The sequence below is a fragment of the Pseudomonas sp. TYF_14 genome (assembly GCF_043105275.1).
GTDB classification, from domain to species: domain Bacteria; phylum Pseudomonadota; class Gammaproteobacteria; order Pseudomonadales; family Pseudomonadaceae; genus Aquipseudomonas; species Aquipseudomonas alloputida.
The window spans coordinates 20,315-45,279 of record NZ_JBICLK010000055.1 but is presented as its reverse complement, the minus strand read 5'-3'; the positions used below and the strand labels follow the sequence as shown (position 1 = coordinate 45,279).

The 24,965-nt window shown below is 62.3% G+C and carries 20 protein-coding genes and 1 pseudogene; 14 read left to right on the top strand and 7 right to left on the bottom strand.

Annotated elements, in window-relative coordinates; all coding sequences use genetic code 11:
- Positions 1–143 precede the first annotated feature (143 nt).
- From ACF8O8_RS14850 to gcvP, 4 genes are all read left to right on the top strand, one after another.
- Positions 144–1,766 (top strand): iron ABC transporter permease, encoded by a 1,623-nt coding sequence (locus tag ACF8O8_RS14850; RefSeq protein WP_274143909.1) that lies wholly within the window; start codon positions 144–146, stop codon positions 1,764–1,766.
- Positions 1,767–1,893: 127 nt separating this feature from the next.
- The gene (gene gcvT / locus ACF8O8_RS14845; protein WP_010955719.1) at positions 1,894–2,976 is read left to right on the top strand and encodes a glycine cleavage system aminomethyltransferase GcvT; all 1,083 of its coding nucleotides are present in this window, start codon (positions 1,894–1,896) and stop codon (positions 2,974–2,976) included.
- Between the two features lie 51 nt (positions 2,977–3,027).
- Positions 3,028–3,411, top strand: a complete 384-nt coding sequence (gene gcvH / locus ACF8O8_RS14840; RefSeq protein ID WP_020191591.1) for a glycine cleavage system protein GcvH — start codon at positions 3,028–3,030, stop codon at positions 3,409–3,411.
- A gap of 196 nt (positions 3,412–3,607) precedes the next feature.
- Positions 3,608–6,481 carry an aminomethyl-transferring glycine dehydrogenase gene (gene gcvP, locus ACF8O8_RS14835; RefSeq protein WP_064491260.1) on the top strand — a complete coding sequence of 958 codons (2,874 nt, stop codon included), beginning with the start codon at positions 3,608–3,610 and terminating at the stop codon, positions 6,479–6,481.
- 65 nt (positions 6,482–6,546) lie between these two features.
- On the opposite strand, the gene ACF8O8_RS14830 is transcribed toward gcvP, so the two are convergent.
- The 3 genes from ACF8O8_RS14830 to ACF8O8_RS14820 all read right to left on the bottom strand — a co-directional run bounded on the left by ACF8O8_RS14830 (position 6,547) and on the right by ACF8O8_RS14820 (position 9,036).
- A complete protein-coding gene (locus ACF8O8_RS14830) occupies positions 6,547–6,861 on the bottom strand; it encodes a DUF2388 domain-containing protein (RefSeq protein WP_003253711.1) in 315 nt (104 codons plus the stop codon).
- A gap of 88 nt (positions 6,862–6,949) precedes the next feature.
- Positions 6,950–8,623 carry a GspE/PulE family protein gene (locus ACF8O8_RS14825; protein WP_392509903.1) on the bottom strand — a complete coding sequence of 558 codons (1,674 nt, stop codon included), beginning with the start codon at positions 8,621–8,623 and terminating at the stop codon, positions 6,950–6,952.
- A 107-nt stretch (positions 8,624–8,730) separates the two neighbouring features.
- Complete coding sequence (locus ACF8O8_RS14820; protein ID WP_350298450.1) at positions 8,731–9,036, bottom strand: hypothetical protein; 306 nt, start codon at positions 9,034–9,036, stop codon at positions 8,731–8,733.
- 126 nt (positions 9,037–9,162) lie between these two features.
- On the opposite strand from ACF8O8_RS14820, the gene ACF8O8_RS14815 reads away from it, so the two are divergent.
- Positions 9,163–9,633: an Lrp/AsnC family transcriptional regulator gene (locus tag ACF8O8_RS14815; protein WP_010955714.1), complete on the top strand. Its 471-nt coding sequence runs from the start codon at positions 9,163–9,165 to the stop codon at positions 9,631–9,633.
- A 94-nt stretch (positions 9,634–9,727) separates the two neighbouring features.
- Here ACF8O8_RS14815 and ACF8O8_RS14810 read toward each other — a convergent pair whose 3' ends face one another.
- Positions 9,728–11,095 carry an inorganic triphosphatase gene (locus tag ACF8O8_RS14810; protein WP_392509902.1) on the bottom strand — a complete coding sequence of 456 codons (1,368 nt, stop codon included), beginning with the start codon at positions 11,093–11,095 and terminating at the stop codon, positions 9,728–9,730.
- Positions 11,096–11,211: 116 nt separating this feature from the next.
- On the opposite strand from ACF8O8_RS14810, the gene argE reads away from it, so the two are divergent.
- Together argE and argA are read left to right on the top strand one after the other, a co-directional pair.
- Complete coding sequence (gene argE, locus ACF8O8_RS14805) at positions 11,212–12,354, top strand: acetylornithine deacetylase (protein ID WP_392509901.1); 1,143 nt, start codon at positions 11,212–11,214, stop codon at positions 12,352–12,354.
- A gap of 124 nt (positions 12,355–12,478) precedes the next feature.
- A complete protein-coding gene (gene argA, locus ACF8O8_RS14800) occupies positions 12,479–13,777 on the top strand; it encodes an amino-acid N-acetyltransferase (RefSeq protein WP_003253723.1) in 1,299 nt (432 codons plus the stop codon).
- A 152-nt stretch (positions 13,778–13,929) separates the two neighbouring features.
- Here argA and ACF8O8_RS14795 read toward each other — a convergent pair whose 3' ends face one another.
- Positions 13,930–15,306 (bottom strand): glutamine synthetase family protein, encoded by a 1,377-nt coding sequence (locus tag ACF8O8_RS14795; RefSeq protein ID WP_010955711.1) that lies wholly within the window; start codon positions 15,304–15,306, stop codon positions 13,930–13,932.
- 272 nt (positions 15,307–15,578) lie between these two features.
- Complete coding sequence (locus ACF8O8_RS14790; RefSeq protein ID WP_350298453.1) at positions 15,579–15,839, bottom strand: hypothetical protein; 261 nt, start codon at positions 15,837–15,839, stop codon at positions 15,579–15,581.
- A gap of 41 nt (positions 15,840–15,880) precedes the next feature.
- Here ACF8O8_RS14790 and ACF8O8_RS14785 point away from each other — a divergent pair, with 41 nt between their 5' ends.
- The 7 genes from ACF8O8_RS14785 (at position 15,881) to ACF8O8_RS14755 (ending at position 24,187) form a co-directional block, all read left to right on the top strand.
- Complete coding sequence (locus ACF8O8_RS14785; protein ID WP_010955710.1) at positions 15,881–17,239, top strand: glutamine synthetase family protein; 1,359 nt, start codon at positions 15,881–15,883, stop codon at positions 17,237–17,239.
- Between the two features lie 48 nt (positions 17,240–17,287).
- Positions 17,288–18,649, top strand: a complete 1,362-nt coding sequence (locus tag ACF8O8_RS14780) for an aspartate aminotransferase family protein (RefSeq protein WP_392509900.1) — start codon at positions 17,288–17,290, stop codon at positions 18,647–18,649.
- 168 nt (positions 18,650–18,817) lie between these two features.
- Entirely contained in the window at positions 18,818–19,915 is a 1,098-nt protein-coding gene (locus tag ACF8O8_RS14775) for a polyamine ABC transporter substrate-binding protein (protein ID WP_392509899.1), read from the top strand.
- A 156-nt stretch (positions 19,916–20,071) separates the two neighbouring features.
- Positions 20,072–21,166: a polyamine ABC transporter substrate-binding protein gene (locus tag ACF8O8_RS14770; RefSeq protein ID WP_010955707.1), complete on the top strand. Its 1,095-nt coding sequence runs from the start codon at positions 20,072–20,074 to the stop codon at positions 21,164–21,166.
- A gap of 71 nt (positions 21,167–21,237) precedes the next feature.
- Entirely contained in the window at positions 21,238–22,380 is a 1,143-nt protein-coding gene (potA, locus tag ACF8O8_RS14765; protein WP_010955706.1) for a polyamine ABC transporter ATP-binding protein, read from the top strand.
- Positions 22,377–23,297: an ABC transporter permease subunit gene (locus ACF8O8_RS14760; protein WP_003253736.1), complete on the top strand. Its 921-nt coding sequence runs from the start codon at positions 22,377–22,379 to the stop codon at positions 23,295–23,297. Before potA ends, ACF8O8_RS14760 begins: the two co-directional genes overlap by 4 nt.
- On the top strand, positions 23,294–24,187 hold the full coding sequence (locus ACF8O8_RS14755) for an ABC transporter permease subunit (protein ID WP_010955705.1): 894 nt from the start codon (positions 23,294–23,296) through the stop codon (positions 24,185–24,187). Before ACF8O8_RS14760 ends, ACF8O8_RS14755 begins: the two co-directional genes overlap by 4 nt.
- Positions 24,188–24,293: 106 nt before the next feature.
- Here ACF8O8_RS14755 and ACF8O8_RS14750 read toward each other — a convergent pair.
- Positions 24,294–24,748 (bottom strand): annotated as a pseudogene (locus ACF8O8_RS14750) (transposase).
- Between the last annotated feature and the right edge of the window lie 217 nt (positions 24,749–24,965).

The following is a 24,965-nucleotide window of genomic DNA, read 5'->3' as shown; positions in this document are numbered from 1 at the left end:
TTTATCCTCTTTGGGCCCGTTAGGGCCCTTTCGCGGGTAAACCCGCTCCTACAGGATCTGCACTGCCTTGCGCGGTCCCCGTAGGAGCGGGTTTACCCGCGAACGACCGCGCAGCGGTCGCCATCGCACTCGAGATTTCAGCCTTGCCCCACACCCCCCAACGCCGCTGGTACCTCCCGGTCTCCCTGATCGCCGCCTTGGTGCTGCTGCCCCTGAGCGTGCTGCTGTTGTCCTGGCAATCCATCGACCTGCAGATCTGGTCTCATCTGCTCGACACCCAGATGGGGCGCCTGCTCGGCAATACCCTGACCCTGGTGGTGGGCGTGGGCATTGGTGTCACCGTGCTGGGCGTCAGCCTGGCCTGGCTTACCAGCCTCTGCGACTTCCCCGGTCGACGCTGGCTGGACTGGGCGCTGATGCTACCGTTCGCCATCCCGGCCTACGTGCTGGCGTTCGTCTTCGTCGGCCTGCTGGACTTTGCCGGCCCGGTGCAAAGCGCCCTGCGCGAGGTGTTCGGGCCAATGCGCCTGCCTCGGGTGCGTTCCACCGGTGGGGTAATCACCGTCCTGGTGCTGGTCTTCTATCCCTATGTCTACTTGTTGGCGCGCACGGCTTTCCTGGCTCAGGGCAAGGGCCTGATGGAGGCGGCGCGGGTACTCGGGTTATCGCCCCTGCAGGCTTTCTGGCGGGTGGCCTTACCCATGGCACGGCCGGCGATCGGCGCCGGTATCGCCCTGGCGCTGATGGAAACCCTGGCCGACTTCGGTGCAGTGGCCGTATTCAACTTCGACACCTTCACCACGGCCATCTACAAGACCTGGTACGGCTTTTTCAGCTTGTCCAGTGCGGCCCAGTTGGCCAGCCTGCTGCTGCTGGCGGTGATGCTGGTGCTGTACGGCGAGCGCCGCGCCCGCGGTGCCAGCCGGAGCGGCAACGAACGGCCGCGCGCGCAGGCGCTGTATCACCTGCGCGGCCTCAAGGCGCTGTTGGCCAGTGGCTGGTGCCTGCTGGTGTTCGCCTGCGCTTTCGTCATCCCGCTGCTGCAGTTGCTGGTGTGGTTCTGGCAACGCGGTCGGCATGACCTGGATGAGCGTTATATCGGCCTGGTGCTGCACACCCTGTACCTGGGCAGCATGGCGGCGCTGGTCACGGTATGCGTGGCGCTGCTGCTGGCCTTTGCCCGGCGCCAGGCACCGACGGGCGGTATCCGCGCCGGGGTTGGCCTGGCCAATCTGGGGTATGCCCTGCCCGGTTCGGTGTTGGCGGTATCGATCATGCTGGCCTTCAGTTACCTCGACAACCACCTGGTCATCCCGTTGTCCAGTTGGCTGGGCGGCGCCGGCAAGCCGCTGCTGCTAGGTAGCCTCTCGGCGTTGCTGCTGGCCTACCTGGTGCGCTTCATCGCGGTGGCCTACGGGCCGCTGGAGAGCAGCCTGGAGCGCATCCGCCCTTCACTCCCTGAAGCCTCGCGCAGCCTGGGTGTTGGCGGCGCAAGATTGTTTTTCAAGGTGTATCTGCCGCTGCTGGTGCCGGGGGCGCTTGGCGCCGCGCTGCTGGTGTTCGTCGATGTGCTCAAGGAAATGCCCGCCACGTTGCTGATGCGGCCGTTCGGCTGGGATACCCTCGCCGTGCGGGTGTTCGAGATGACCAGCGAGGGCGAGTGGGCGCGCGCCTCGCTGCCGGCACTGACCTTGGTATTGGTGGGCCTGCTGCCGGTCATCGGCCTGATTCGCCGTTCGGCCCGTCGACCCGGTCACAGTCACTGAGGATGTCAGTTTGCGACCTTGCGGCTACAATGCGCGGCATTCGCGCGGCGGGTGTGAGTAACAAGAAAAGCTGACGACCCAACGTCATCGACCGCCGCCGCTTCGCCACGCCCGGAAGGAGAAACCCATGGGACAGCGCACGCTTTTGTATGACCTGCACCTGGCGCTAGGCGCCAAGACGGTCGATTTCGGTGGCTGGGACATGCCCCTGCACTATGGCTCGCAGGTCGAGGAGCACCATCAGGTGCGCAGCGATTGCGGCGTCTTCGATGTTTCTCATATGACCGTGATCGATGTCGACGGCACTGATGCCACAGTTTGGCTGCAGCGCCTGCTGGCCAACGACGTGGCCCGCCTCGACGACCCCGGCAAGGCGCTGTATAGCCCGCTGCTGAACGAACAGGGCGGGGTGATCGATGATCTGATTGTCTACCGCACTGAAACCGGCTATCGCCTGGTCACCAATGCCGCCACCCGTGCCAAGGTGCTCGATTGGCTGCAATTGCAACGCGCCGGTTTTTCCGTGGACTTCCAGGTCCGCCCTGATCTGGCCATCCTTGCCATCCAGGGGCCGCGTGCCCGCGAAAAGGTGGCGGCCCTGCTCAGCCCCGCGCGCGCTGCACTCATCCGCGAACTGCGCCCGTTCGAGGGCGTTGCCGACGGCGACTGGTTCATTGCCCGCACCGGCTATACCGGTGAGGACGGCCTGGAGATCATCTTCCCGGGCGATCAGGCGGTGGCCTTCTTCAACGACCTGGTCGGCGCCGGTATCGCCCCAAGCGGCCTGGGCGCCCGCGATACCCTGCGCCTGGAAGCCGGCATGAACCTGTACGGCCAGGACATCGACGAAAACCACACCCCGCTCACCTCCAACCTGGGCTGGAGCATCGCCTGGGAACCGGCCGAGCGCAACTTCATCGGCCGTGTCGGCCTGCTTGCGGAAATCGAGCACGGCGTGCAGGAAAAGCTGGTGGGTCTGGTGCTGGAAGAGCGCGGTGTACTGCGCGCCCATCAGGTCGTGCGTGTAGCCGGCATTGGCGAAGGGGAGATCACCAGTGGTAGTTTCTCGCCTACGCTGAGCAAGTCCATTGCGTTGGCGCGTGTGCCTATGGCTACCGGTGATCGGGCCGAGGTGGAAATTCGCGGCAAGTGGTACCCGGTGCGGGTGGTCAAACCGACCTTCGTGCGCCACGGCAAGATTCTGATCTGAACAATTTATAACCGGCGGGCGTACCGCTGAGCCAATCGAGGAATTCAAGACATGAGCAATATCCCCGCCGAACTGCGTTTTGCCGAAAGCCATGAGTGGGCTCGCCTGGAAGCCGACGGCAGTGTGACCGTGGGTATCAGCGATCACGCCCAGCAAGCCTTGGGTGATGTGGTATTCGTCGAGCTGGCTGAAGTCGGCAAAGTGTTTGGCGCTGGCGACGCTGCAGGTGTGGTGGAGTCGGTCAAGGCCGCTTCGGACATCTATGCCCCGGTCGGTGGCGAAGTGATTGCGGTCAACGAAGAGCTGGCCGATAGCCCGGAACTGCTGAACGAAGAGCCTTACGGTTCGTGGATCTTCAAATTGAAGCCAAGCAACCCGGCCGAGCTGGACAAGTTGCTGGATGCGGCTGGCTACCAGGCGCTGATTGGCGAGTAAGACCGCGTTGCTTGCTTCGCGGCTAAAGCCGCTCCTACACAGGTACAGCGCTGCATTCGAGACGGGTGCAGCCCCTGTAGGAGCGGCTTTAGCCGCGAAGAGGCCGGGCCTGCAAACAAGTTTCCCCGCACAATCGGCAATCCCTTCCTAGACTTGTAAGTTTCCATGAGGCCTGGTCTAGGAAGAGAGCGTCGTCATGTCCCAGTCGCCATCCCTGCATCAACTGCAAGAGCTCAACCCGTTTCTGCGTCGCCACCTGGGCCCCGATGCCACAGAGCAGCAGGCCATGCTCAACGCGCTGGGTATCGCCAGCCGCAACGAGCTGATCGAGCAGACCGTTCCGCCAGACATCCGCCTCAATCGCCCCCTCGACCTCCCAGCGGCACTGGACGAGCAAGCCGCCCTGGCCAAGCTCGCCGGTTACGCCGAACAGAACCAGGTCTGGACCAGCCTCATCGGCATGGGCTACCACGGCACCATCACCCCCACGGTCATCCTGCGCAACGTGCTGGAAAACCCTGGCTGGTACACCGCCTACACGCCCTACCAACCCGAAATTGCCCAAGGCCGGCTGGAGGCGCTGCTGAACTTCCAGCAAATGGTCATCGACCTCACCGGCCTGCCTCTGGCCAATGCCTCGCTGCTAGATGAAGCCACCGCTGCCGCCGAAGCCATGGCCCTGGCCAAGCGGGTGGCACGCAACAAGAGCAACGCCTTCTTTGCCGACGAGCACTGCCATCCGCAGACCCTATCGGTACTCAAGACCCGCGCCGAAGGCTTCGGCTTCGAGCTGATCGTCGATTCTGTGGATAACCTTGCCAAGCACTCGGTGTTCGGCGCCTTGCTGCAGTACCCGGACACCCACGGCGAAGTGCGCGATTTGCGCCCGCTGATCGACCAGTTGCACGGCCAACAGGCCTTGGCCTGCGTAGCCGCTGACCTGCTGAGCCTGGTGGTGTTGGCACCGCCCGGAGAGCTGGGCGCCGATGTGGTGCTGGGTTCGACCCAGCGCTTTGGTGTGCCGATGGGCTACGGCGGGCCTCACGCGGCCTATTTCGCCTGTCGCGACGACTATAAGCGGGCAATGCCGGGTCGCATCATCGGCGTGTCCCGCGATGCCCGTGGCAACACCGCATTACGGATGGCCCTGCAGACCCGCGAGCAGCATATTCGCCGCGAAAAGGCCAACTCCAACATCTGCACGGCCCAGGTGCTGTTGGCCAACATTGCCGGCTTCTACGCGGTGTACCACGGCCCGGAAGGCCTGCAACGCATCGCGCAGCGTGTGCACCGGTTGACCTTCATCCTGGCAGCCGGCCTTGAGGCCAAAGGCATCAAACGCCTCAATCAGCACTTCTTCGACACCCTTACCCTGAATGTTGGCGGTGCCCAGGCGGCCATCATTGAAAGCGCCGAGGCCGCGCACATCAATTTGCGCATTCTCGGTCGCGGGCACCTGGGGGTGAGCCTGGACGAAACCTGCACCGAACAGACGGTGCTGCGCCTGCTCGACATCTTCCTGGGGGTGGATCATGGCCTGGAAATCACCGCCCTCGACCAGCTGGCCCTGCCTGAAGGCATCCCCGCCAGCCTGGTGCGACGCACGCCATTCCTCGCCCATCCGGTGTTCAACCTGCATCACAGCGAAACAGAGATGCTGCGCTACCTCAAGCAGCTAGAGAACAAGGACCTGGCGCTGAACCAGTCGATGATACCGTTGGGCTCGTGCACCATGAAGCTCAACGCCACCAGTGAGATGATCCCCATCACCTGGCCCGGTTTTGCCCAGCTGCACCCGTTCGCCCCGGCGGCCCAGGCAGCGGGCTACAAGGCGATGATCGACGAACTGGAAAGCTGGCTGTGCGCGATCACCGGCTTCGATGCGATCTGCATGCAGCCCAACTCCGGTGCTCAGGGTGAATACGCCGGCCTGATGGCCATTACCCGCTATCACTGCAGCCGCCACCAGCCGATGCGCACGTTGTGCCTGATCCCGTCGTCGGCCCACGGCACCAACCCGGCGTCGGCACAGATGGCCGGCATGGAAGTGGTGATCGTCGATTGCGACAACGATGGCAACGTCGACCTGGCTGACCTCAAAGCCAAGGCGCATGCGGCCGGGGAGCGTCTGTCGTGCCTGATGATTACCTACCCCTCGACCCACGGCGTGTACGAAGAGGGGATACGCGAAATCTGCGATGTGGTGCACCAGTACGGCGGCCAGGTTTACATGGACGGTGCCAACCTCAACGCCCAGGTGGGCCTGGCGCGCCCCGCAGACATTGGGGCCGACGTTTCACACATGAACCTGCACAAGACGTTCTGCATTCCCCACGGCGGCGGCGGCCCGGGTATGGGGCCGATCGGTATCCGCGCGCACCTCAAGCCGTTCGTCGCCAGCCATCCGGTGGTGCCGGTGCCTGGGTTGGACCCGAACAACAGCGCGGTCAGCGCCGCGCCCTGGGGCAGCGCAAGCATCTTGCCGATCAGCTGGATGTACATCGCCATGATGGGCCCGCAGCTGGCCGACGCCAGCGAGGTGGCTATCCTTTCGGCCAACTACCTGGCCAGCCAGTTGGGCGCGGCGTTCCCGGTGCTCTACCGCGGGCGCAACCAGCGCGTGGCGCATGAATGCATCCTCGACCTGCGGCCGTTGAAAGCGCTGACAGGCATCAGCGAAGAGGACGTGGCCAAGCGCCTGATGGACTATGGCTTCCACGCACCGACCATGTCCTTCCCAGTGCCGGGCACGCTGATGGTGGAGCCGACCGAGAGTGAATCGAAGGCTGAGCTGGATCGGTTTGTCGAAGCGATGCTGGCGATTCGCGCGGAAATTGACGAAGTACAGCAGGGCAACTGGCCAGCGGAGAACAACCCGCTGAAACATGCACCGCATACCTTGGCTGATGTCTTGGGGGTATGGGACAGACCGTATAGCCTGGAGCAGGCGGTGGCCCCCAGTGCTCACGTGCGCCAGCACAAATACTGGCCGGCGGTGAACCGGGTAGACAACGTGTATGGGGACAGGAACCTGTTCTGTGCGTGTGTGCCGGTAGAGGCTTATCGCTGAGGTTGGTGTTGGATGCTTCGCGGGTGCCTGTAGGAGCGGGTTCACCCGCGAAGCAGGCGACGCAGTTACTCGGCTACCGCATTCTTGGCCAGGATGGCATTGGCCAACTCCATGTCGGAAGCCTGCATCCCTGGGTTCTCTGCCCGTGCCTCGCGCATGGCCGCTTCCAGGAACGGCCCGCGGATCGCGCCTTCGCTGGCGACGAAGCTGCTGGCGTCATCCTGCGCGGCCACTACCAGCTTGTGATCCCGCGAGGTCAGGTAGCTCGACGCCGTGGTAGCACCGGAAGTCATCACGTTACGCCAGAAGGTATCGGCCATGGCCGAGCCAAGAGGCAGCGAAAGCAAGGTAGCGGCGGCAATGGCGGTTTTGAGACGCATGTTGAAACACCTCGAAGGGTGATGGTTGAAGATGCGCGCTTGGATCTTTTCGGGCAAGGCAAGTTCCTTGAATACAAAGGACTTTTCGTCAGTTGCAGACGCGCAGCACTTCCTCGGCACGGGTCTGCCCAGCGGCCACCTTGGCCTCGCCGCAACGGCGCAGGTCAACCAGGCCATCGGCCAGCGCCTGGCGCCGCAAACAGGTCAGGTCGGCATCAGGGCCGATCAATGCGCGCAAGGTGTCGCTGGGCTCGAGCAGTTCGAATAATCCCGTGCGCCCCTGAAAACCGGTGCCGCGGCAGGCTCGGCAGGTGGCTGATGAACCTGCCTGGCAGTCGGTGCAGACAGTCCGCACCAGGCGCTGGGCCATCACCCCGATAAGCGTTGCCTTGATCAGGTAGTCGGCCACACCCAGCTCTTGCAGGCGGGTGATTGCTGCGCAGGCGTCGTTGGTATGCAGGGTCGATAGCACCAGGTGCCCGGTCAGCGCTGCCTGCACCGCCACCAGGGCGGTTTCGCGGTCGCGGATTTCGCCGATCATGATGATGTCGGGGTCTTGGCGCAGCATGGCCCTGACCGCGTTGGCAAACCCCAGGTCCAGCGCGGGCTGCACCTGCAACTGGTTGAAGGCTGGCTCCAGGCGCTCGATCGGGTCTTCGATGGTGCACAGGTTGACCTGTGGTGTGGCCAGCAGTTTGAGGCTGGTGTACAGCGTGCTGGTCTTGCCGGAGCCGGTGGGGCCGGTGACCAGGATGATGCCTTGGCGCTGACGAAGCAGGCGCTGCCATTGGGCCAGTTGCTGGCCGTGCAGGCCAAGGCGGTCGAAGCCCTCTTGCAACTGGTGCGGGTCGAACAGGCGCAACACCAGTTTCTCGCCAAATGGGGTGGGCAGGGTCGAAAGCCGCAGCTCCACTTCGCCACCACCGGGTAGGCGGCTTTGCAGCCGGCCGTCCTGCGGCCGGCGCTTCTCTGCAACGTCCATGCGGCCCAGGTGTTTCAGGCGGCTGACGAGGGCCAGGGTGACCCCGGCGGGGAAGGCGTAGACGGTGTGCAGCAGGCCATCGATACGGTAGCGCAGCTGGCCCTGTTCGCGGCGTGGTTCCAGGTGGATATCGCTGGCGCGTTGCTCGATGGCGTACTGCAACAGCCAGTCGACGATATGCACGATATGCGCGTCGTCTGCGCTGGCCTCGGTCTGGCGTTTGCCCAGCTCAAGCAATTGCTCAAGTTCCCCCAGGCTCGCCGACTGCTGGTATTGCGCGCCTTTTACCGACTGGGCCAGGCGGTGGAACGACTGCGCTGACTGACGGATCTGCTGCGGGCTGGCCAGTACGCGACGGATCGACCGGCCGAGGCTGCGGGCCAGGTCGGCCTGCCAGTCATCCTGGAAAGGCTGGGCGCTGGCGACGGTGACGCTGGAGGCATCAGCCGCGACGATGAGGATGCCGTGGCGCTGGGCGAAGGCTGGGGAGAGCAGGCCGGTGACCTGGGGCAGGTCGAGTTGCATGGGGTCGATGCGCAGGTAGGGTTGGCCGACCTTGTCGGCCAGCCATTGGCAAAGGTACTCCAGGTCCAGGGGCTGGCCGGGGTGCTGGCGGCTTTCCAGGCTGCAGGCGGCGATGTGCTCCAACGGGTGGCTAGCGGGGTGGGCAGCGGCGTGTTCGAGTACTTGCAGGGTATCGCTGGCGTGCAGGTGCTGGTCAGCGAGCAGGGCCTGGAGCACGCGCTTGAGGTCGAGTGCGGGGTTGTCGGGGGTGTGCATGGTTGGCGTCCGTGCCTGATCGGGTAGTGCTGATCAAGGCTAGCCGGGCGGCGAAAAGCGATCGGAGCTGAAGGGTTTCGGGATTTTGCTGCGTCGGTGCCGGACGCTCAGACCACTGCCAACGCCACTCGCTGCAAGTTGGTCAGGCTCACCTCACCCACACACACCAGGTTACGCAGTTTCTGTGCAATGACCTCGGCCCGGTGCCAGCTCAACCCGCCAATGCCGATTTCGATATCCAGCCAGTCATCCTGCTGGCTGACCTGCACGCTATGCGGGGTCAGGAACTGCAAGGCGAACAGGTTGAGCACCCGGCACAGGCAATCGGGCTCGGCCTCGGCCTGCAGGCGATAGTGCACGGTGCTGTGGGCGTTGTTGGCGGCCCAGGCGTCGGTACGGGGCTGTGCGTTCATACTGGTCTCCGCAAATGAGGGAGAAATTCTTGCACGTTGCTGGCGGTATTTTTTCGCTATGATTGGGTGATTTCGCCCACTTGGCGATTTTTTTTATTCAAGAAAATATGGTGTGGAGAATAAATAATGCACAGCGAGCTGGACGCCTACGACCGTCGCATCCTCGAGCTGCTGCAGGAGGACGCTTCGCTGTCCAGTGCACAGATCGCAGAGCGCGTCGGGCTGTCGCAATCGCCGTGCTGGCGGCGCATTCAGCGCTTGAAGGAAGAGGGGGTGATTCGTGGGCAGGTGACCTTGCTGGACCGCAAGAAGGTCGGCCTGAACACGCAGATTTTCGCCGAAGTGAAACTGAACGCCCATGGGCGCTCCAACTTTACCGAGTTCACCGAGGCGATCCGCGGGTTCCCTGAGGTGCTGGAGTGTTATGTGCTGATGGGGGCCGTGGACTTTCTGCTGCGAATCGTCACGTCGGACATCGAGGCCTACGAGCGGTTCTTCTTCGAAAAACTGTCGAACGTGCCGGGGATTCAGGAGGTGAACTCGATTGTGGCGCTTTCCGAGATCAAGTCCACCACTAGCCTGCCGCTACCGCGGTGAGGCCATTCGCGGGTAAACCCGCGCCTACACCGGCCTCACGCCTGGCGCGAACCTTTGTAGGAGCGGGTTTACCCGCGAAGCAGGCGACGCGGTATCACGCCTTGAGCAGGTGCTTCCAGCCGCGGCTCTGGTCCACCGCCCGAGCCTGTTCGATACGCGCTTCCAGCACTTCATCGCTGATGGGCTGCTCGGCCAGCTCGTGCAGCTTTTTCAGGTCGCCGTACAAGCGGTCCATTTGCGGCGCTTCCAGCACCTGGCGGGCGTGGTGCAGCCAGGCCAGAAGTTGCTCGATACGTGGCAGCTGCTCGGCCAGGTCTTCCGGGCGCTGGGTGTACAGCGGCAGCTTCAGCGCGCGGCCTTCCTCGCCCAGCAGGTGCCCCAGCCAGCTGGCCAGTTGCGCCTTGCCCTGGCGTTCGCCGCGGCCCTTGCGCTCTGCGGTCCAGGTCCGGGCCATCAGCCAGCGTGAGGTTTCCAGCGAGAACTGGCCCCAGCGTACGTCTTCCAGCTCTTCGGCAAACTGCTCGGGCGCGGCGCGACGGATGTCTTCGTCATCGTTGCCGGCCTGCACCAGCGGGCGCCAGTCCTCAAGCAAGGCATCAAGGCTGGCGCGCAGGTCGCGGGTGGTGGCGCGCGGTGCTGCCTGGCCCAGGCTGGCGGTGAGCGCGCGCAGCTCGCTCAGGCACTCGACCCAGTCCTGGAGCAGGCGCCAGTGGCCGTTGTGGCGGTACTGCTCGGCCAGGCGCTGGCTGCTGCCCAGCAGCTGCCAGGCGAGGGCGGCATAGGCGTCGTCCAGGGCCATTTCGGCGTCCAGCGCGGTGTGCGGCAGGTCCAGCTCGTAGCTGTCCGGTTCCAGCAGGCGGTAACCGCGCTCAGCCTTGCTGATGTCGCACGGCATCAGTGGCAGGCTGGCGGCCAGTTCTGCAGCCAGTTCCAGCAGTGCTTGCGGTCCACCTTCACGCAGCTCCAGCTCCAGCTCGCAGATCTCTTCCTTGCGCTTGCCGGCGATCACGAAGCCTTGGTCCAGTGCAGCCTCGATCACCACCTTGCTCTTGCCACGGCCCCAGGCGATTTCAGCGTATTCACGGCTGAAGTCGGTGGTGAACAGCGGCTTGATGGTTTTCTTGTCCAGGTTGGCCAGTTGCTCGGGCCAGCAGGTGGCGTCCAGCTTCTTCAGGTCGAGCTTGACCTTGTCCAGATTCCATTCGTACTCGTTGCGCTCTGACAGGCCAGCCACGCTCTGGCCGCGGCACTTGAGGGTTTGGATGACAGCGTCGCCATCGCGGCGCAGGCGCAGGGCGACACGGGCGGCGGACAGCTCACGCTCGGGGGTGTCGAAGTACTGGTTGAGCAGTTCACGGGTCTGCCAGCCGGACTTGTTGCGCTTTTTCAGCAGAGGGTGCTCGCGCAGGGCGGCAAGGGTCTCGCGGCTGGCGCGGAGCTTCAGTTCGGTTTCTTTGTGCATCACAGACTCGAAAGAGGGGGCGTGGTTGGCAGAGAGTCTACAGCAGTCAGCCCTCAACGGTTTATTCCAGACAGCGGATAGTCCTATGATGGGCAACGTTTCCGAGGAGTACGCGCATGCCGTTGCCGACGCTGAAAGACCAGTTTGCCGCCTTGATCGCCGCGCCTTCGGTCAGCTGTACCCAACCTGCGCTGGACCACTCCAACCGCCAGGTTATCGACCTGCTGGCCGGTTGGCTGGGCGACCTGGGTTTCAAGTGCGATATCCAGCAGGTCAGCCCCGGCAAGTTCAACCTGCTGGCCAGCCGTGGCACCGGCCCGGGAGGGCTGGTGCTGGCCGGGCACAGCGATACCGTTCCCTATGACGAACAGCTGTGGGCCAGCGACCCGCTGAAGCTGACCGAGACCGATGGCCGTTGGGTCGGCCTGGGCAGCTGCGACATGAAGGGCTTCTTCGCCCTGGTCATCGAAGCGGTCATCCCGCTGCTGGAGCACGACTTCAAGGAGCCGCTGCTGATCCTTGCCACCTGCGATGAAGAAAGCTCCATGTCCGGCGCCCGTGCCCTGGCCGAGGCCGGCCAGCCACTGGGCCGTGCAGCGATCATCGGTGAGCCTACCGGGCTGCGGCCGATCCGCATGCACAAGGGCATCCTCATGGACCGCATCGACATCCTCGGTCGCAGCGGCCATTCGTCGGACCCAAGCCTGGGCCGCAGCGCCATGGAGGCCATGCATGCGGTCATGGGCGAGCTGATGGGCCTGCGCCAGCAGTGGCAACAAACCTATAGCAACCCGCAATTCACCGTGCCGACCCCGACCATGAACTTCGGCTGCATCCACGGCGGTGACAACCCCAACCGTATCTGCGGCCAGTGCGCCCTGGAGTTCGACCTGCGGCCGCTGCCGGGCATGGACGTGGACCAGCTGCGCGCGGCCATTCGCGAAAAGCTGGTACCCGTGGCCGAGCGCCATGAGGTGCGCATCGACTATGCGCCGCTGTTCCCGGAGGTGCCGCCGTTCGAGCAGGCAGCCGATGTCGAACTGGTACAGGTCGCGGAGCGCCTGACTGGCCATCGCGCTGAAGCGGTGGCGTTCGGCACCGAAGCACCTTATCTTCAGCAACTGGGCTGCCAGACCATCGTGCTGGGCCCTGGCGACATTGCCTGTGCCCACCAGCCCGGCGAATACCTTGAAATGTCACGAATCGAGCCTACCGTGCGTCTATTGCGTGACCTGATCCGGCACTATTGCCTGCACTAAACGTCAATCGAACTGATTCGTTCCTGCCTAGAGGAGACCGCGCGTGACCGCAAGCCTGTTCCGACGATGATCCTGAACGCCCCCTGCATCGCCGTTCTCCGTCCACTTATCCACAGGCCCTGTCATGCCCGATTACGTCAACTGGCTGCGTCATGCATCCCCCTATATCAATGCCCATCGCGACTGCACCTTCGTGGTCATGCTCCCTGGCGATGGGGTGGAACACCCTAATTTCGGCAATATCGTCCACGACCTGGTGCTGCTGCACAGCCTCGGCGTGCGGCTGGTGCTGGTGCATGGCTCGCGCCCGCAGATCGAAAGCCGGCTGGCCGATCGCGGCCTGACCCCGCACTACCACCGGGGCATGCGTATTACTGATGCGGCCACCCTGGACTGCGTGATCGATGCCGTCGGCGCCCTGCGCCTGGCCATTGAAGCGCGGCTGTCGATGGACATCGCCGCTTCGCCGATGCAGGGCTCGCGCCTGCGCGTGGCCTCCGGCAACCTGGTCACCGCGCGGCCGATCGGCGTGCTCGAAGGCGTGGACTACCACCACACTGGCGAAGTACGCCGGGTCGACCGCAAGGGCATCAGCCGCCTGCTCGACGAGCGTTCCATCGTGCTGTTGTCGCCCTTGGGCTACTCGCCTACCGGGGAAATCTTCAACCTGGCCTGCGAAGACGTGGCTACCCGCGCGGCCATCGAACTGGGCGCCGACAAGTTGCTGCTGTTCGGCGCCGAGCCGGGCCTGTTGGACGCTGACGGTAGGCTGGTGCGCGAACTGCGCCCGCAGCAGGTAGCTCCGCATCTGCAGCGTCTAGGCAGCGATTACCAGGGCGAACTGCTGGATGCTGCGGCCGAGGCTTGCAAAGGCGGTGTGGCGCGCAGCCATATCGTCAGCTATGCCGAGGACGGCGCGCTGCTCACCGAGCTGTTCACACGGGGCGGTGGCGGTACGCTGGTGTCGCAGGAGCAGTTCGAAGTGGTGCGCGAGGCGACCATCGAGGACGTCGGTGGCCTGCTGGAATTGATCAGCCCGCTGGAAGAGCAGGGCATCCTGGTGCGCCGCTCGCGCGAAGTGCTGGAGCGAGAGATCGAGCAGTTCAGCGTGGTCGAGCGCGAGGGCATGATCATCGCCTGTGCGGCGCTGTACCCGATTGCCGATTCCGAAGCAGGGGAGCTGGCTTGCCTGGCTGTGAACCCGGAGTACCGCCATGGCGGGCGTGGCGATGAGCTGCTGGAACGCATCGAAAGCCGGGCACGGCAGATGGGCTTGAGTACTTTGTTCGTGCTGACTACGCGCACTGCGCACTGGTTCCGCGAGCGCGGCTTTGCGCCGAGTGGCGTGGAGCGGCTGCCGGCGGCGCGGGCTTCGCTGTACAACTACCAGCGCAATTCGAAGATTTTCGAGAAGCCCCTGTAAGCCTGGGCCGCCCTCTTCGCGCGCACGCCCGCTCCCACAGGTAAGTCACAGGCTTCAGCCTTCGAAATTACCCTGCGGGAGCGGGCGTGCCCGCGAAGAGGGCGACACCGGTCTCAAACAAAAACGCCGCCCTTGAGGGGCGGCGTTTTCGTTTACACGGTATGCAGGTACCAGTTGTACTCGAGGTCGGAGATCGAGTGCTCGAACTCTTCCAGCTCGCTTTCCTTGCACGCGACGAAGATGTCGATGTACTTCGGATCGATGTACTTGTTCAGGATCTCGCTGTCGTCCAGCTCGCGCAGGGCATCGCGCAGGTTGTTCGGCAGGCTCTGCTCCAGCTGCTCGTACGAGTTGCCTTCGATCGGCGCGCCTGGCTCGATCTTGTTGGTCAGGCCATGGTGCACGCCAGCCAGTACGGCAGCCATCATCAGGTACGGGTTGGCGTCGGCACCGGCGACGCGGTGCTCGATGCGCACGGCATCGGCCGAGCCGGTCGGTACGCGCAGCGCTACGGTGCGGTTGTCCAGGCCCCAGCTTGGCGCGTTCGGCACGTAGAACTGCGCGCCAAAGCGGCGGTACGAGTTGACGTTCGGGCAAAGGAAGGCCATGGACGCGGGCAGGGTCTCGAGCACACCGCCGACAGCGTGACGTAGCGCGGCGTTCTGCTCGGGATCCTCGCTGGTGAAGATGTTGTTGCCATCTTTGTCCAGCACGGAAATGTGCACGTGCAGGCCGTTGCCTGCCTGGCCCGGATAGGGCTTGGCCATGAAGGTGGTGTCCATTTCATGGTCGTAGGCGATGTTCTTGATCAACCGCTTGAGCAGTACCGCGTAGTCGCAGGCCTTGAGCGGGTCGGCCACGTGGTGCAGGTTGACTTCGAACTGCGCCGGGGCGCTTTCCTTGACGATGGCGTCGGCCGGGATGCCTTGTTCTTTCGCGCCTTCGAGGATGTCCTGCAGGCAGTCGGCATATTCGTCGAGGTCGTCGATCAGGTACACCTGGGTCGACTGCGGGCGTTTGCCCGAAATTGGCGAGCGTGGTGGCTGCGGGCGGCCGTTCACGTTCTCCTGGTCGATCAGGTAGAACTCCAGCTCGAATGCGGCGCAGATAGTCAGGCCCAGTTCGTCGAACTTGGTCACCACCTGACGCAGCACTTCGCGCGGGTCGGCGAAGAACGGCTCGCCTTCCAGCTCGTGCATGGTCATCAGCAGCTGGGCGGTGGGGCGCTTTTGCCATGGCTCGTTACAGAGCGTGTCGGGGATTGGATAGCAGATGCGGTCAGCATCGCCGATGTCCAGGCCCAGCCCGGTGCTTTCGACGGTGGAACCGTTGATGTCCAGGGCAAAGAGGGAGGCCGGCAGATTGATGCCTTTCTCGTAAACCTTGTGGAGGCTGGTGCGCTCTATGCGCTTGCCACGCACCACACCATTCATATCTGCAATCAGAAGGTCAACGTAGAGAACCTCAGGATGTTCCTTAAGGAACGCGTTCGCTTCGTTAAGCTGAACGGCACGCGGGGGTACCGACATGATGCAACACCTTTGTTGTTAAAAATATCAATCAAGGGGGGCTTGCAAGACCAGTCAATCGAAAAGAGATACTGATGTCAAGCCGACCCCATGATGCCCTGAAATGGCACATCTACGGCAGATTTGCTGCATATCGGGGCAATCCATTATCCGCTATTTCCCGGGTAAAGGGCTATCTCCGGTGCGCCGTGTTTTATTTTTTACGGAGGTGTTGTGTAAAAAAATGAACAAGGCTAAGCTCGGTTTCAACCCAAAACACAATAATACGAGGGTCACATGGTCCGCTTGCCGCGACCTGAAAGCATTGCCTGCGCAGTGCCATCGGGTACCTCCGTCGTTTTTGCAAGCTTCGTCAATGGCGTGGTCGCCCTGGCCGCAATAATTGACGTTTCGCGTTCCCGGACCGGTCCTCGCAGCGGCTTGCCGCCTTTCGCTTCACCTTCCTGCCTTTTGAACTCATTACGGACACAGCTGATTTCAGTGTATCCACTGTGGCTCTGCGCGTGGGTTTTTGCTTTAGCAATCGACTCCATCCAGAATCAAGTCGCGGACCACCTTACCTCCTGAGGTATTTATGAGTAACAACCTCGACCAGCTCACCGATTGGTTGAAAGAGCACAAGATCACCGAAGTCGAATGCATGATCAGCGACCTGACCGGCATCACGCGCGGCAAGATTTCGCCAACCAACAAATTCATCGCTGAAAAAGGCATGCGGCTGCCCGAGAGCGTGCTGCTGCAGACCGTGACCGGCGACTACGTCGACGACGACATCTATTACGAACTGCTCGACCCGGCAGACATCGACATGATCTGCCGCCCTGATGAGAACGCTGTGTTCCTCGTGCCGTGGGCCATCGAGCCGACCGCACAGGTCATCCACGACACCTACGACAAGAAGGGCAACCCGGTCGAACTGTCGCCGCGCAACGTGCTGAAGAAAGTGCTCAAGCTATACGCCGACAAGGGCTGGCAGCCGATCGTCGCCCCCGAGATGGAGTTCTACCTGACCAAGCGCAGCGAAGACCCGGACTTTCCGCTGCAGCCCCCGGTAGGCCGTTCCGGTCGCCCGGAAACCGGTCGTCAGTCGTTCTCGATCGAAGCTGCCAACGAATTCGACCCGCTGTTCGAAGACGTCTACGACTGGTGCGAGCTGCAGCAGCTGGACCTCGACACGCTGATCCACGAAGACGGCACGGCGCAGATGGAAATCAACTTCCGTCACGGCGACGCCCTGCACCTGGCCGACCAGATCCTGGTGTTCAAGCGCACCATGCGCGAGGCGGCGCTCAAGCACAACGTGGCTGCCACCTTCATGGCCAAACCGATGACCGGCGAGCCGGGCAGTGCCATGCACCTGCACCAGAGTGTGGTCGACGTGGCCACCGGCAAGAACATCTTCAGCAATGAAGACGGCAGCATGAGCGCGCTGTTCCTCAACCACATCGGCGGCCTGCAGAAGTTCATCCCCGAGGCGCTGCCGCTGTTCGCGCCCAACGTCAACTCGTTCCGCCGCTTCCTGCCCGACACTTCGGCGCCGGTGAACGTGGAGTGGGGCGAAGAAAACCGCACCGTCGGCCTGCGCGTACCGGATGCCGGCCCGCAAAGCCGGCGCGTCGAGAACCGCCTGCCGGGCGCCGACGCCAACCCGTACCTGGCCATCGCCGCCAGCCTGCTGTGTGGCTACATCGGCATGGTCGAAGGTATCGAGGCCAGCGCGCCAGTGCAGGGCCGTGGCTACGAACGCCGCAACCTGCGCCTGCCCCTGACCATCGAGGACGCCTTGGAACGCATGGAAAACAGCCGTGCGCTGGTGCAGTACCTGGGCAAGAAATTCATCACCGGGTATGTCGCTACCAAGCGCGCCGAGCATGAAAACTTCAAGCGCGTCATCAGTTCGTGGGAGCGTGAGTTCCTGCTGTTCGCTGTCTGATCAACCCTGGTGCCGCAGGAGCGCGGCGGTCCAATAACGGAGAAGCACATGAGCGTCAACAACCCGCAAACCCGTGAATGGCAAACCCTGAGCGGGGAGCATCACCTCGCACCTTTCAGTGACTACAAGCAGCTGAAGGAGAAGGGGCCGCGCATCATCACCAAGGCCCAGGGTGTGCATTTGTGGGATAGCGAGGGACACAAGATCCTCGACGGCATGGCCGGTCTATGGTGCGTGGCGGTCGGCTACGGACGTGAAGAGCTGGTGCAGGCGGCGGAAAAACAGATGCGCGAGCTGCCGTACTACAACCTGTTCTTCCAGACCGCTCACCCGCCTGCGCTCGAGCTGGCCAAGGCGATCACCGACGTGGCGCCGAAAGGTATGACCCATGTGTTCTTCACCGGCTCCGGCTCCGAAGGCAACGACACTGTGCTGCGCATGGTGCGTCACTACTGGGCGCTGAAGGGCAAACCGCACAAGCAGACCATCATCGGCCGCATCAACGGTTACCACGGCTCCACCTTCGCCGGTGCATGCCTGGGCGGTATGAGCGGCATGCACGAGCAGGGTGGCCTGCCGATCCCGGGCATCGTGCACATCCCTCAGCCGTACTGGTTCGGCGAGGGAGGCGACATGACCCCTGACGAATTCGGTGTCTGGGCCGCCGAGCAGTTGGAGAAGAAGATCCTCGAAGTCGGCGAAGACAACGTCGCGGCCTTCATCGCCGAGCCGATCCAGGGCGCTGGTGGCGTGATCATCCCGCCGGAAACCTACTGGCCGAAGGTGAAGGAGATCCTCGCCAGGTACGACATCCTGTTCGTCGCCGACGAGGTGATCTGCGGCTTCGGCCGTACCGGCGAGTGGTTCGGCTCGGACTACTACGACCTCAAGCCCGACCTGATGACCATCGCGAAAGGCCTGACCTCCGGTTACATCCCCATGGGCGGTGTGATCGTGCGTGACACCGTGGCCAAGGTGATCAGCGAAGGCGGCGACTTCAACCACGGTTTCACCTACTCCGGCCACCCGGTGGCGGCCGCGGTGGGCCTGGAAAACCTGCGCATTCTGCGTGACGAGAAAATTGTCGAGAAGGCGCGCACGGAAGCGGCACCGTATTTGCAAAAGCGTTTGCGCGAGCTGCAAGACCATCCACTGGTGGGTGAAGTGCGCGGCCTGGGCATGCTGGGAGCGATCGAGCTGGTCAAGGACAAGGCAACCCGCAGCCGTTACGAGGGCAATGGCGTTGGCATGATCTGTCGCACCTTCTGCTTCGAGAACGGCCTGATCATGCGTGCGGTGGGTGACACCATGATCATCGCGCCGCCGCTGGTAATCAGCCATGCGGAGATCGACGAACTGGTGGAAAAGGCGCGCAAGTGCCTGGACCTGACCCTTGAGGCGATTCAATAAGCGTTTGCTAGGCTAGCGTTGTGACATTAAGTCGTTACATGGCCCTGCTTTCCTTGATACAGGGCCTTGTAACTTGCCAGACTAGCGACTGTTTCAGTCGCCGCGCGCTCTGCACCGTGGGTTCTGGCTGCTGGACAGTTGCTAAATAAAAATTCTGGAGCATTACGCATGAATAAAATGGGCAAGACGTTGCTGGCCGCCGCCCTGATGGGTGCCATGGCCTCCGCTGTTCAGGCTGAAGACAAAGTGTTGAACGTCTATAACTGGTCTGACTACATCGCTCCGGACACCATCGCCAAGTTCGAGAAGCAGACAGGGATCAAGGTCAAGTACGACGTCTTCGACAGCAACGAAACCCTGGAAGCCAAGCTGCTGGCAGGCAAGTCGGGCTATGACATCGTCGTGCCTTCGAACAATTTCCTGGCCAAGCAGATCAAGGCGGGCGTGTACGAGGAGCTGGACCGTTCCAAGCTGCCGAACTGGAAGAACCTCGATCCTGACCTGCTCAAGGCCGTTGGCGATGCCAGCGACAAGGACAACAAGCATGCCTTCCCTTATATGTGGGGCTCGATCGGCATCGGCTACAACCCGGAGAAGGTCAAGGCTGCGCTGGGCGTGGACAAGATCGATTCGTGGGACGTGGTGTTCAAGCCTGAGAACATCGCCAAGCTCAAGAGCTGCGGCGTGAGCTTCCTCGACGCCCCGACCGAAATGCTCCCGGCTGCGCTGCACTACCTCGGCAAGCCGACCGACAGCACCAAGAAAGAAGACCTGAAGGCCGCCGAGGACCTGTTCCTCAAGATCCGTCCTTCGATCACCTACTTCCACTCGTCCAAGTACATCGGCGACATGGCCAACGGCAACATCTGTGTAGCCGTCGGTTACTCGGGTGACCTGGAGCAGTCCAAGGCCCGTGCCCATGAAGCGGGCGACAAGGTCAAAGTGGACTACGTCATTCCGAAGGAAGGTGCCGGTACTTTCTACGACATGGTCGCCATCCCGAAAGATGCCGAACATAAAGACGCTGCCTACCAGTTCATGAACTTCCTGATGCAGCCGGAAATCATGGCTGAAATCACCAACGCCGTGCGCTTCCCGAACGGTAACGCTGCTGCCACCCTGTTCGTGGACAAAGACATCACCAGCGACCCAAGCATCTACCCGCCTGCCGAAGTGAAGAAGCAGCTGTACGCGATCGCTGCGCCTGACGCTTCTGTGCAGCGAGTGATCACCCGCAGCTGGACGAAGATCAAGTCGGGCAAGTAAGCCCGATGCGACAGCTCTGGGCCGGGTTTTTCGGCCCAGAGCCATTGAAAGGTAATTGATGATTGCGGCATCGAAGCTGCGAAGTTAAGTTGCGCGCCGGTTTTGCGTGTGCGGCAGCATTGTCGCTACCCAGGCACTGATTGTGAGGACCCCCACTTGTCTATTTCTGTATTCCGCAAGGCCTTGATGGCTGGCGCGGGCCTGACGCTGGCATGCAGCGTCCAAGCGGCGCCGACGGTGCACTTCTATAACTGGTCCGACTACATCGGCCCCACCACACTCGCGGACTTCGAGAAAGCCACGGGCATCAAGCCTGTGCAAGATGTGTTCGACTCCAACGAAACCCTGGAAGGCAAGCTGCTGGCCGGTAACACCGGCTATGACGTGGTGGTGCCGTCCAACCATTTCCTCGGCAAGCAGATCAAGGCGGGCGCCTTCCAGAAGCTCGACAAGAACCTGCTGCCCAACTATTCCAATCTCGACCCGGCGTTGATGAAGCGCCTGGAAAAGAACGACCCGGGCAACCAGTACGCGGTGCCTTACCTGTGGGGTACCAACGGCATCGGTTACAACGTCGACAAGGTCAAGGCCGCGCTGGGCGTGGACACCATCGACTCCTGGGCCGTGCTGTTCGAACCCGAAAACATGAAGAAGCTCTCCAAGTGCGGTGTGGCCTTCCTCGACTCGGCGGACGAAATGCTGCCAGCGGTGCTCAACTACATGGGCCTCAACCCGAACAGCACCGACCCCAAGGATTACGCCAAGGCCGAGCAGAAGCTGCTGGCCGTGCGCCCGTACGTGACCTACTTCCACTCGTCCAAGTACATCACCGACCTGGCCAATGGCGACATCTGCGTCGCGGCAGGTTTCTCGGGTGATGTATTCCAGGCCAAGGCCCGCGCTGAAGAAGCGAAGAAGGGTGTGAACCTGGCCTACGCCATTCCCAAGGAAGGCGGCAACCTCTGGTTCGACGTGCTGGCGATCCCCAAGGACGCCAAGAACGTCAAAGAGGCGCATGCCTTCATCAACTATTTGCTGAAACCTGAGGTTATCGCCCAGGTCAGTGATTACGTCGGTTACGCCAACCCGAACCCCAAGGCTGGCGCCCTGATGGACCAGGCCGTAAGGACTGACGCCGCGGTTTACCCACCGCAGGAAGTGCTGGACAAGATGTTCGTGAACTCAGAGTTGCCACCCAAGGTGCAACGGCTGATGACCCGCAGCTGGACCAAGGTCAAGTCGGGCAAGTAAAAAATCCAGACCCGCGACGGCGCCGTAGAACAGGCCACGCGGGCACAAAAATCTTGTTGGGAGTTTCACTCATGGCAGTTGCCTCCGGTGCCTATAAAAAAGCCCTCGAGGGTGGCCAGCAACCCAAGCAGGTGCTGGTCAAGATCGACCGGGTCACGAAAAAGTTCGACGAAACGGTAGCCGTGGACGATGTGTCCCTGGAAATCCGCAAGGGTGAGATCTTCGCCCTGCTGGGCGGCTCCGGTTCCGGCAAGTCCACCTTGCTGCGCATGCTGGCCGGCTTCGAGCGCCCGTCCGAAGGGCGGATCTTCCTCGATGGCGTCGACATCACCGACATGCCGCCCTACGAGCGGCCAATCAACATGATGTTCCAGTCCTACGCACTGTTCCCGCACATGACCGTGGCGCAGAACATCGCCTTCGGCCTGCAGCAGGACAAGATGCCCAAGGCCGAGATCGATGCCCGCGTGGCCGAGATGCTCAAGCTGGTGCACATGACCCAGTACGCCAAGCGCAAGCCGCACCAGTTGTCGGGCGGCCAGCGTCAGCGTGTGGCGTTGGCCCGCTCGCTGGCCAAGCGCCCTAAACTGCTGCTGCTCGACGAGCCAATGGGTGCACTGGACAAGAAACTGCGTTCGCAGATGCAGCTGGAGCTGGTCGAGATCATCGAGCGCGTGGGTGTAACCTGCGTGATGGTGACCCACGACCAGGAAGAGGCCATGACCATGGCCCAGCGCATCGCCATCATGCACCTGGGCTGGATCGCCCAGATCGGCTCGCCAGTGGACATCTACGAGACACCTACCAGCCGCCTGGTGTGCGAGTTCATCGGTAACGTCAACCTGTTCGAAGGTGACGTGGTCGACGACGCCGAAGGCTACGCGATCATTGCCAGCCCGGAGCTGGAGCGCAAGATCTACGTGGGCCACGGCATCACCACCTCGGTGGAAGACAAGCACATCACCTACGCCCTGCGCCCGGAAAAGATGCTGGTCACCACCCAGCAGCCAACCTGCGAGCACAACTGGTCGCGCGGCAAGATCCACGACATCGCCTACCTGGGCGGCCACTCGGTGTTCTATGTCGAGCTGCCGAGCGGCAAGGTCGTCCAGTCGTTCGTTGCCAACGCCGAGCGCCAAGGTACCCGTCCTACCTGGGGCGATGAAGTGTACGTATGGTGGGAAGACGACAGCGGCGTGGTACTGCGGTCATGAAACTGCGCAAGCTCAAGCGAGCCTTCCAGCGTCTGGTCCCGGAGGGGCGGCACTTGGTGATCGGCGTGCCGTTCATCTGGCTGTTCCTGTTCTTCATGCTGCCGTTCTTCATCGTCCTGAAGATCAGTTTTGCCGAAGCTGACGTGGCAATTCCGCCGTATACCGAGATCTACACCTACGTCGAAGACAAGATCCAGCTGGTCCTCAACCTGGCCAACTACGGGCTGTTGACCGAGGATGAGCTGTACCTCTCGGCCTATCTGGGTTCGCTGAAGATGGCGTTCTTCAGCACCCTGCTGTGCCTGCTGATCGGCTTCCCGATGGCCTACGCCATTGCCAACGCCAAGAAGGAGACCCAGACGGTCCTGCTGTTGCTGATCATGATGCCAACCTGGACCGCGATCCTGATCCGCGTCTATGCCTGGATGGGTATCCTCAGCAACAACGGCCTGCTCAACGGTTTCCTCCTGTGGACCGGCTTGATCGACCAGCCGTTGCAGATCCTCAACACCAACCTGGCGGTGTACATCGGCGTGGTCTATTCGTACCTGCCGTTCATGATCCTGCCGCTGTTCGCCAACCTGGTTAAGCATGATCCGAGCCTGCTCGAAGCTGCCTCCGACCTGGGTTCGAGCACCTTCAACAGCTTCTGGAAGATCACGGTACCGTTGTCGAAGAACGGCATCATCGCCGGCTGCATGCTGGTGTTCATCCCGGTGGTGGGCGAGTTCGTGATCCCGGAACTGCTGGGTGGCCCGGAAACCCTGATGATCGGTAAAGTGCTGTGGCAGGAGTTCTTCAACAACCGTGACTGGCCGGTGGCATCCGCCCTGGCGGTGGTGATGCTGGCAATCCTGATCGTGCCGATCCTGCTGTTCAACCGTAGCCAGGCCAAAGAGATGGAGGGCCGCGCATGAAACGCTTCAGTTTCTCCAAGCTGATGCTGGTGCTCGGCTTGCTGTTCATCTACCTGCCGATGCTGATCCTGGTGATCTACTCGTTCAACGCCTCCAAACTGGTGACGGTGTGGGGCGGCTGGTCGATCAAATGGTACGTCGGCCTGCTCGACAACTCCCAGCTGATGGGTTCGGTGATGCGCTCGCTGGAAATCGCTTGCTACACGGCGGTGGCGGCAGTGGCGCTGGGTACCCTGGCGGCCTTCGTGCTGACCCGCGTCACCCGCTTCAAGGGCCGCACGCTGTTCGGTGGCCTGGTCACTGCGCCGCTGGTAATGCCCGAAGTGATCACCGGTCTGTCGCTGTTGCTGCTGTTCGTGGCCATGGCGCAGATGATCGGCTGGCCTCAGGAGCGGGGTATCGTCACCATCTGGATCGCCCATACAACGTTCTGTGCGGCGTATGTGGCGGTGGTGGTGTCGGCTCGCCTGCGTGAGCTGGACCTGTCGATCGAGGAAGCGGCGATGGACCTGGGTGCCAAGCCGTGGAAGGTGTTCTTCCTGATCACCATCCCGATGATCGCGCCATCGCTGGCGGCGGGCGGCATGATGTCGTTTGCCCTGTCGCTGGACGACCTGGTATTGGCCAGCTTCGTCTCTGGGCCTGGCTCGACCACCTTGCCGATGGAAGTGTTCTCGGCGGTGCGCCTGGGTGTGAAGCCTGAGATCAACGCCGTGGCCAGCCTGATCTTGCTGTCGGTATCGCTGGTGACCTTCTTCGTCTGGTACTTCAGCCGCCAGGCCGAAGAGCGTCGTCGCAAGGCGATTCAGCAGGCGATCGAAGAGGGTGCTGCAGCCAACGCTTCGCAGCCGCAGGTCAAGCGCCCGGCGCAGGTGGCTGCGTCGGCCTGACCTGGCCCTTTCGCGGGCACGCCCGCTCCCACAGGGACCTCACAGCCTTCAGGGTTGTGGTGAGCCCTGTGGGAGCGGGCATGCCCGCGAAGGCTCCAGCACCGATTCAAAGCCATACCGCATCCCAATGTGGATAGTCCCTGATACTTCTGACCAATCCAGCCCTCAAGGGATTGGCAACAATGTACCGGGCTACATGAACCACACACTCTTCCTGCCGCAGCGCATGGTCCTGGTAACCCGGTTGCCATATCGGCTTGTGCCCGACACCGGCCTTGCGCAAGGCAATCGCTGTGCGTGATTTGAACTTGCGCATCAACGTTCCCAATGTCACTTCTTTCAGCTCAATCAGCCAATGCAGATGGTCCGGCATCACTACCCAGGCCAACGATTGGCAGTCCTGAATGTCATCTGAGGCCCGAAGGTGTTTGACCACCAGACGGGCATGGTGGAAGTCGCGGAACAGTGGTTTGCGTTGATGCGTGATGGTGGTCAGCTGTAGAGCCTGCCGGGCTCGGAGAAGCGCCCACGGCGCAATCGGTGGCATTCGGCTAACGGCATTTTGATCTTCCTTGAATGTGAGCCTCCCTGTGAAAGGTAGCGGTTGGAACGGGGATGGCCGATGCCTGATGGTTTCTGGATATGGCAGATACTGATACATGGCTGTGGAGGCCTCTTCGCGGGCTCGCCCGCGAAGAGGCCCCCGCAGGCACCAAAAATGCCAGCATGGCCCCCGTCAGTGATGTTTATCGAACCCTGAACTACGCTCACAGTCGCA

What these genes read in the sequence shown, in the direction of transcription:
- gcvT (WP_010955719.1), top strand. Translation starts at nt 1,894, where the DNA reads ATGGGACAGCGCACGCTTTTGTATGACCTGCACCTGGCGCTAGGCGCC.
- gcvH (WP_020191591.1), top strand. Translation starts at nt 3,028, where the DNA reads ATGAGCAATATCCCCGCCGAACTGCGTTTTGCCGAAAGCCATGAGTGG.
- gcvP (WP_064491260.1), top strand. Translation starts at nt 3,608, where the DNA reads ATGTCCCAGTCGCCATCCCTGCATCAACTGCAAGAGCTCAACCCGTTT.
- ACF8O8_RS14830 (WP_003253711.1), bottom strand. Translation starts at nt 6,861, where the DNA reads ATGCGTCTCAAAACCGCCATTGCCGCCGCTACCTTGCTTTCGCTGCCT.
- ACF8O8_RS14825 (WP_392509903.1), bottom strand. Translation starts at nt 8,623, where the DNA reads ATGCACACCCCCGACAACCCCGCACTCGACCTCAAGCGCGTGCTCCAG.
- ACF8O8_RS14820 (WP_350298450.1), bottom strand. Translation starts at nt 9,036, where the DNA reads ATGAACGCACAGCCCCGTACCGACGCCTGGGCCGCCAACAACGCCCAC.
- ACF8O8_RS14815 (WP_010955714.1), top strand. Translation starts at nt 9,163, where the DNA reads ATGCACAGCGAGCTGGACGCCTACGACCGTCGCATCCTCGAGCTGCTG.
- ACF8O8_RS14810 (WP_392509902.1), bottom strand. Translation starts at nt 11,095, where the DNA reads ATGCACAAAGAAACCGAACTGAAGCTCCGCGCCAGCCGCGAGACCCTT.
- argE (WP_392509901.1), top strand. Translation starts at nt 11,212, where the DNA reads ATGCCGTTGCCGACGCTGAAAGACCAGTTTGCCGCCTTGATCGCCGCG.
- argA (WP_003253723.1), top strand. Translation starts at nt 12,479, where the DNA reads ATGCCCGATTACGTCAACTGGCTGCGTCATGCATCCCCCTATATCAAT.
- ACF8O8_RS14795 (WP_010955711.1), bottom strand. Translation starts at nt 15,306, where the DNA reads ATGTCGGTACCCCCGCGTGCCGTTCAGCTTAACGAAGCGAACGCGTTC.
- ACF8O8_RS14790 (WP_350298453.1), bottom strand. Translation starts at nt 15,839, where the DNA reads ATGGAGTCGATTGCTAAAGCAAAAACCCACGCGCAGAGCCACAGTGGA.
- ACF8O8_RS14785 (WP_010955710.1), top strand. Translation starts at nt 15,881, where the DNA reads ATGAGTAACAACCTCGACCAGCTCACCGATTGGTTGAAAGAGCACAAG.
- ACF8O8_RS14780 (WP_392509900.1), top strand. Translation starts at nt 17,288, where the DNA reads ATGAGCGTCAACAACCCGCAAACCCGTGAATGGCAAACCCTGAGCGGG.
- ACF8O8_RS14775 (WP_392509899.1), top strand. Translation starts at nt 18,818, where the DNA reads ATGAATAAAATGGGCAAGACGTTGCTGGCCGCCGCCCTGATGGGTGCC.
- potA (WP_010955706.1), top strand. Translation starts at nt 21,238, where the DNA reads ATGGCAGTTGCCTCCGGTGCCTATAAAAAAGCCCTCGAGGGTGGCCAG.
- ACF8O8_RS14760 (WP_003253736.1), top strand. Translation starts at nt 22,377, where the DNA reads ATGAAACTGCGCAAGCTCAAGCGAGCCTTCCAGCGTCTGGTCCCGGAG.
- ACF8O8_RS14755 (WP_010955705.1), top strand. Translation starts at nt 23,294, where the DNA reads ATGAAACGCTTCAGTTTCTCCAAGCTGATGCTGGTGCTCGGCTTGCTG.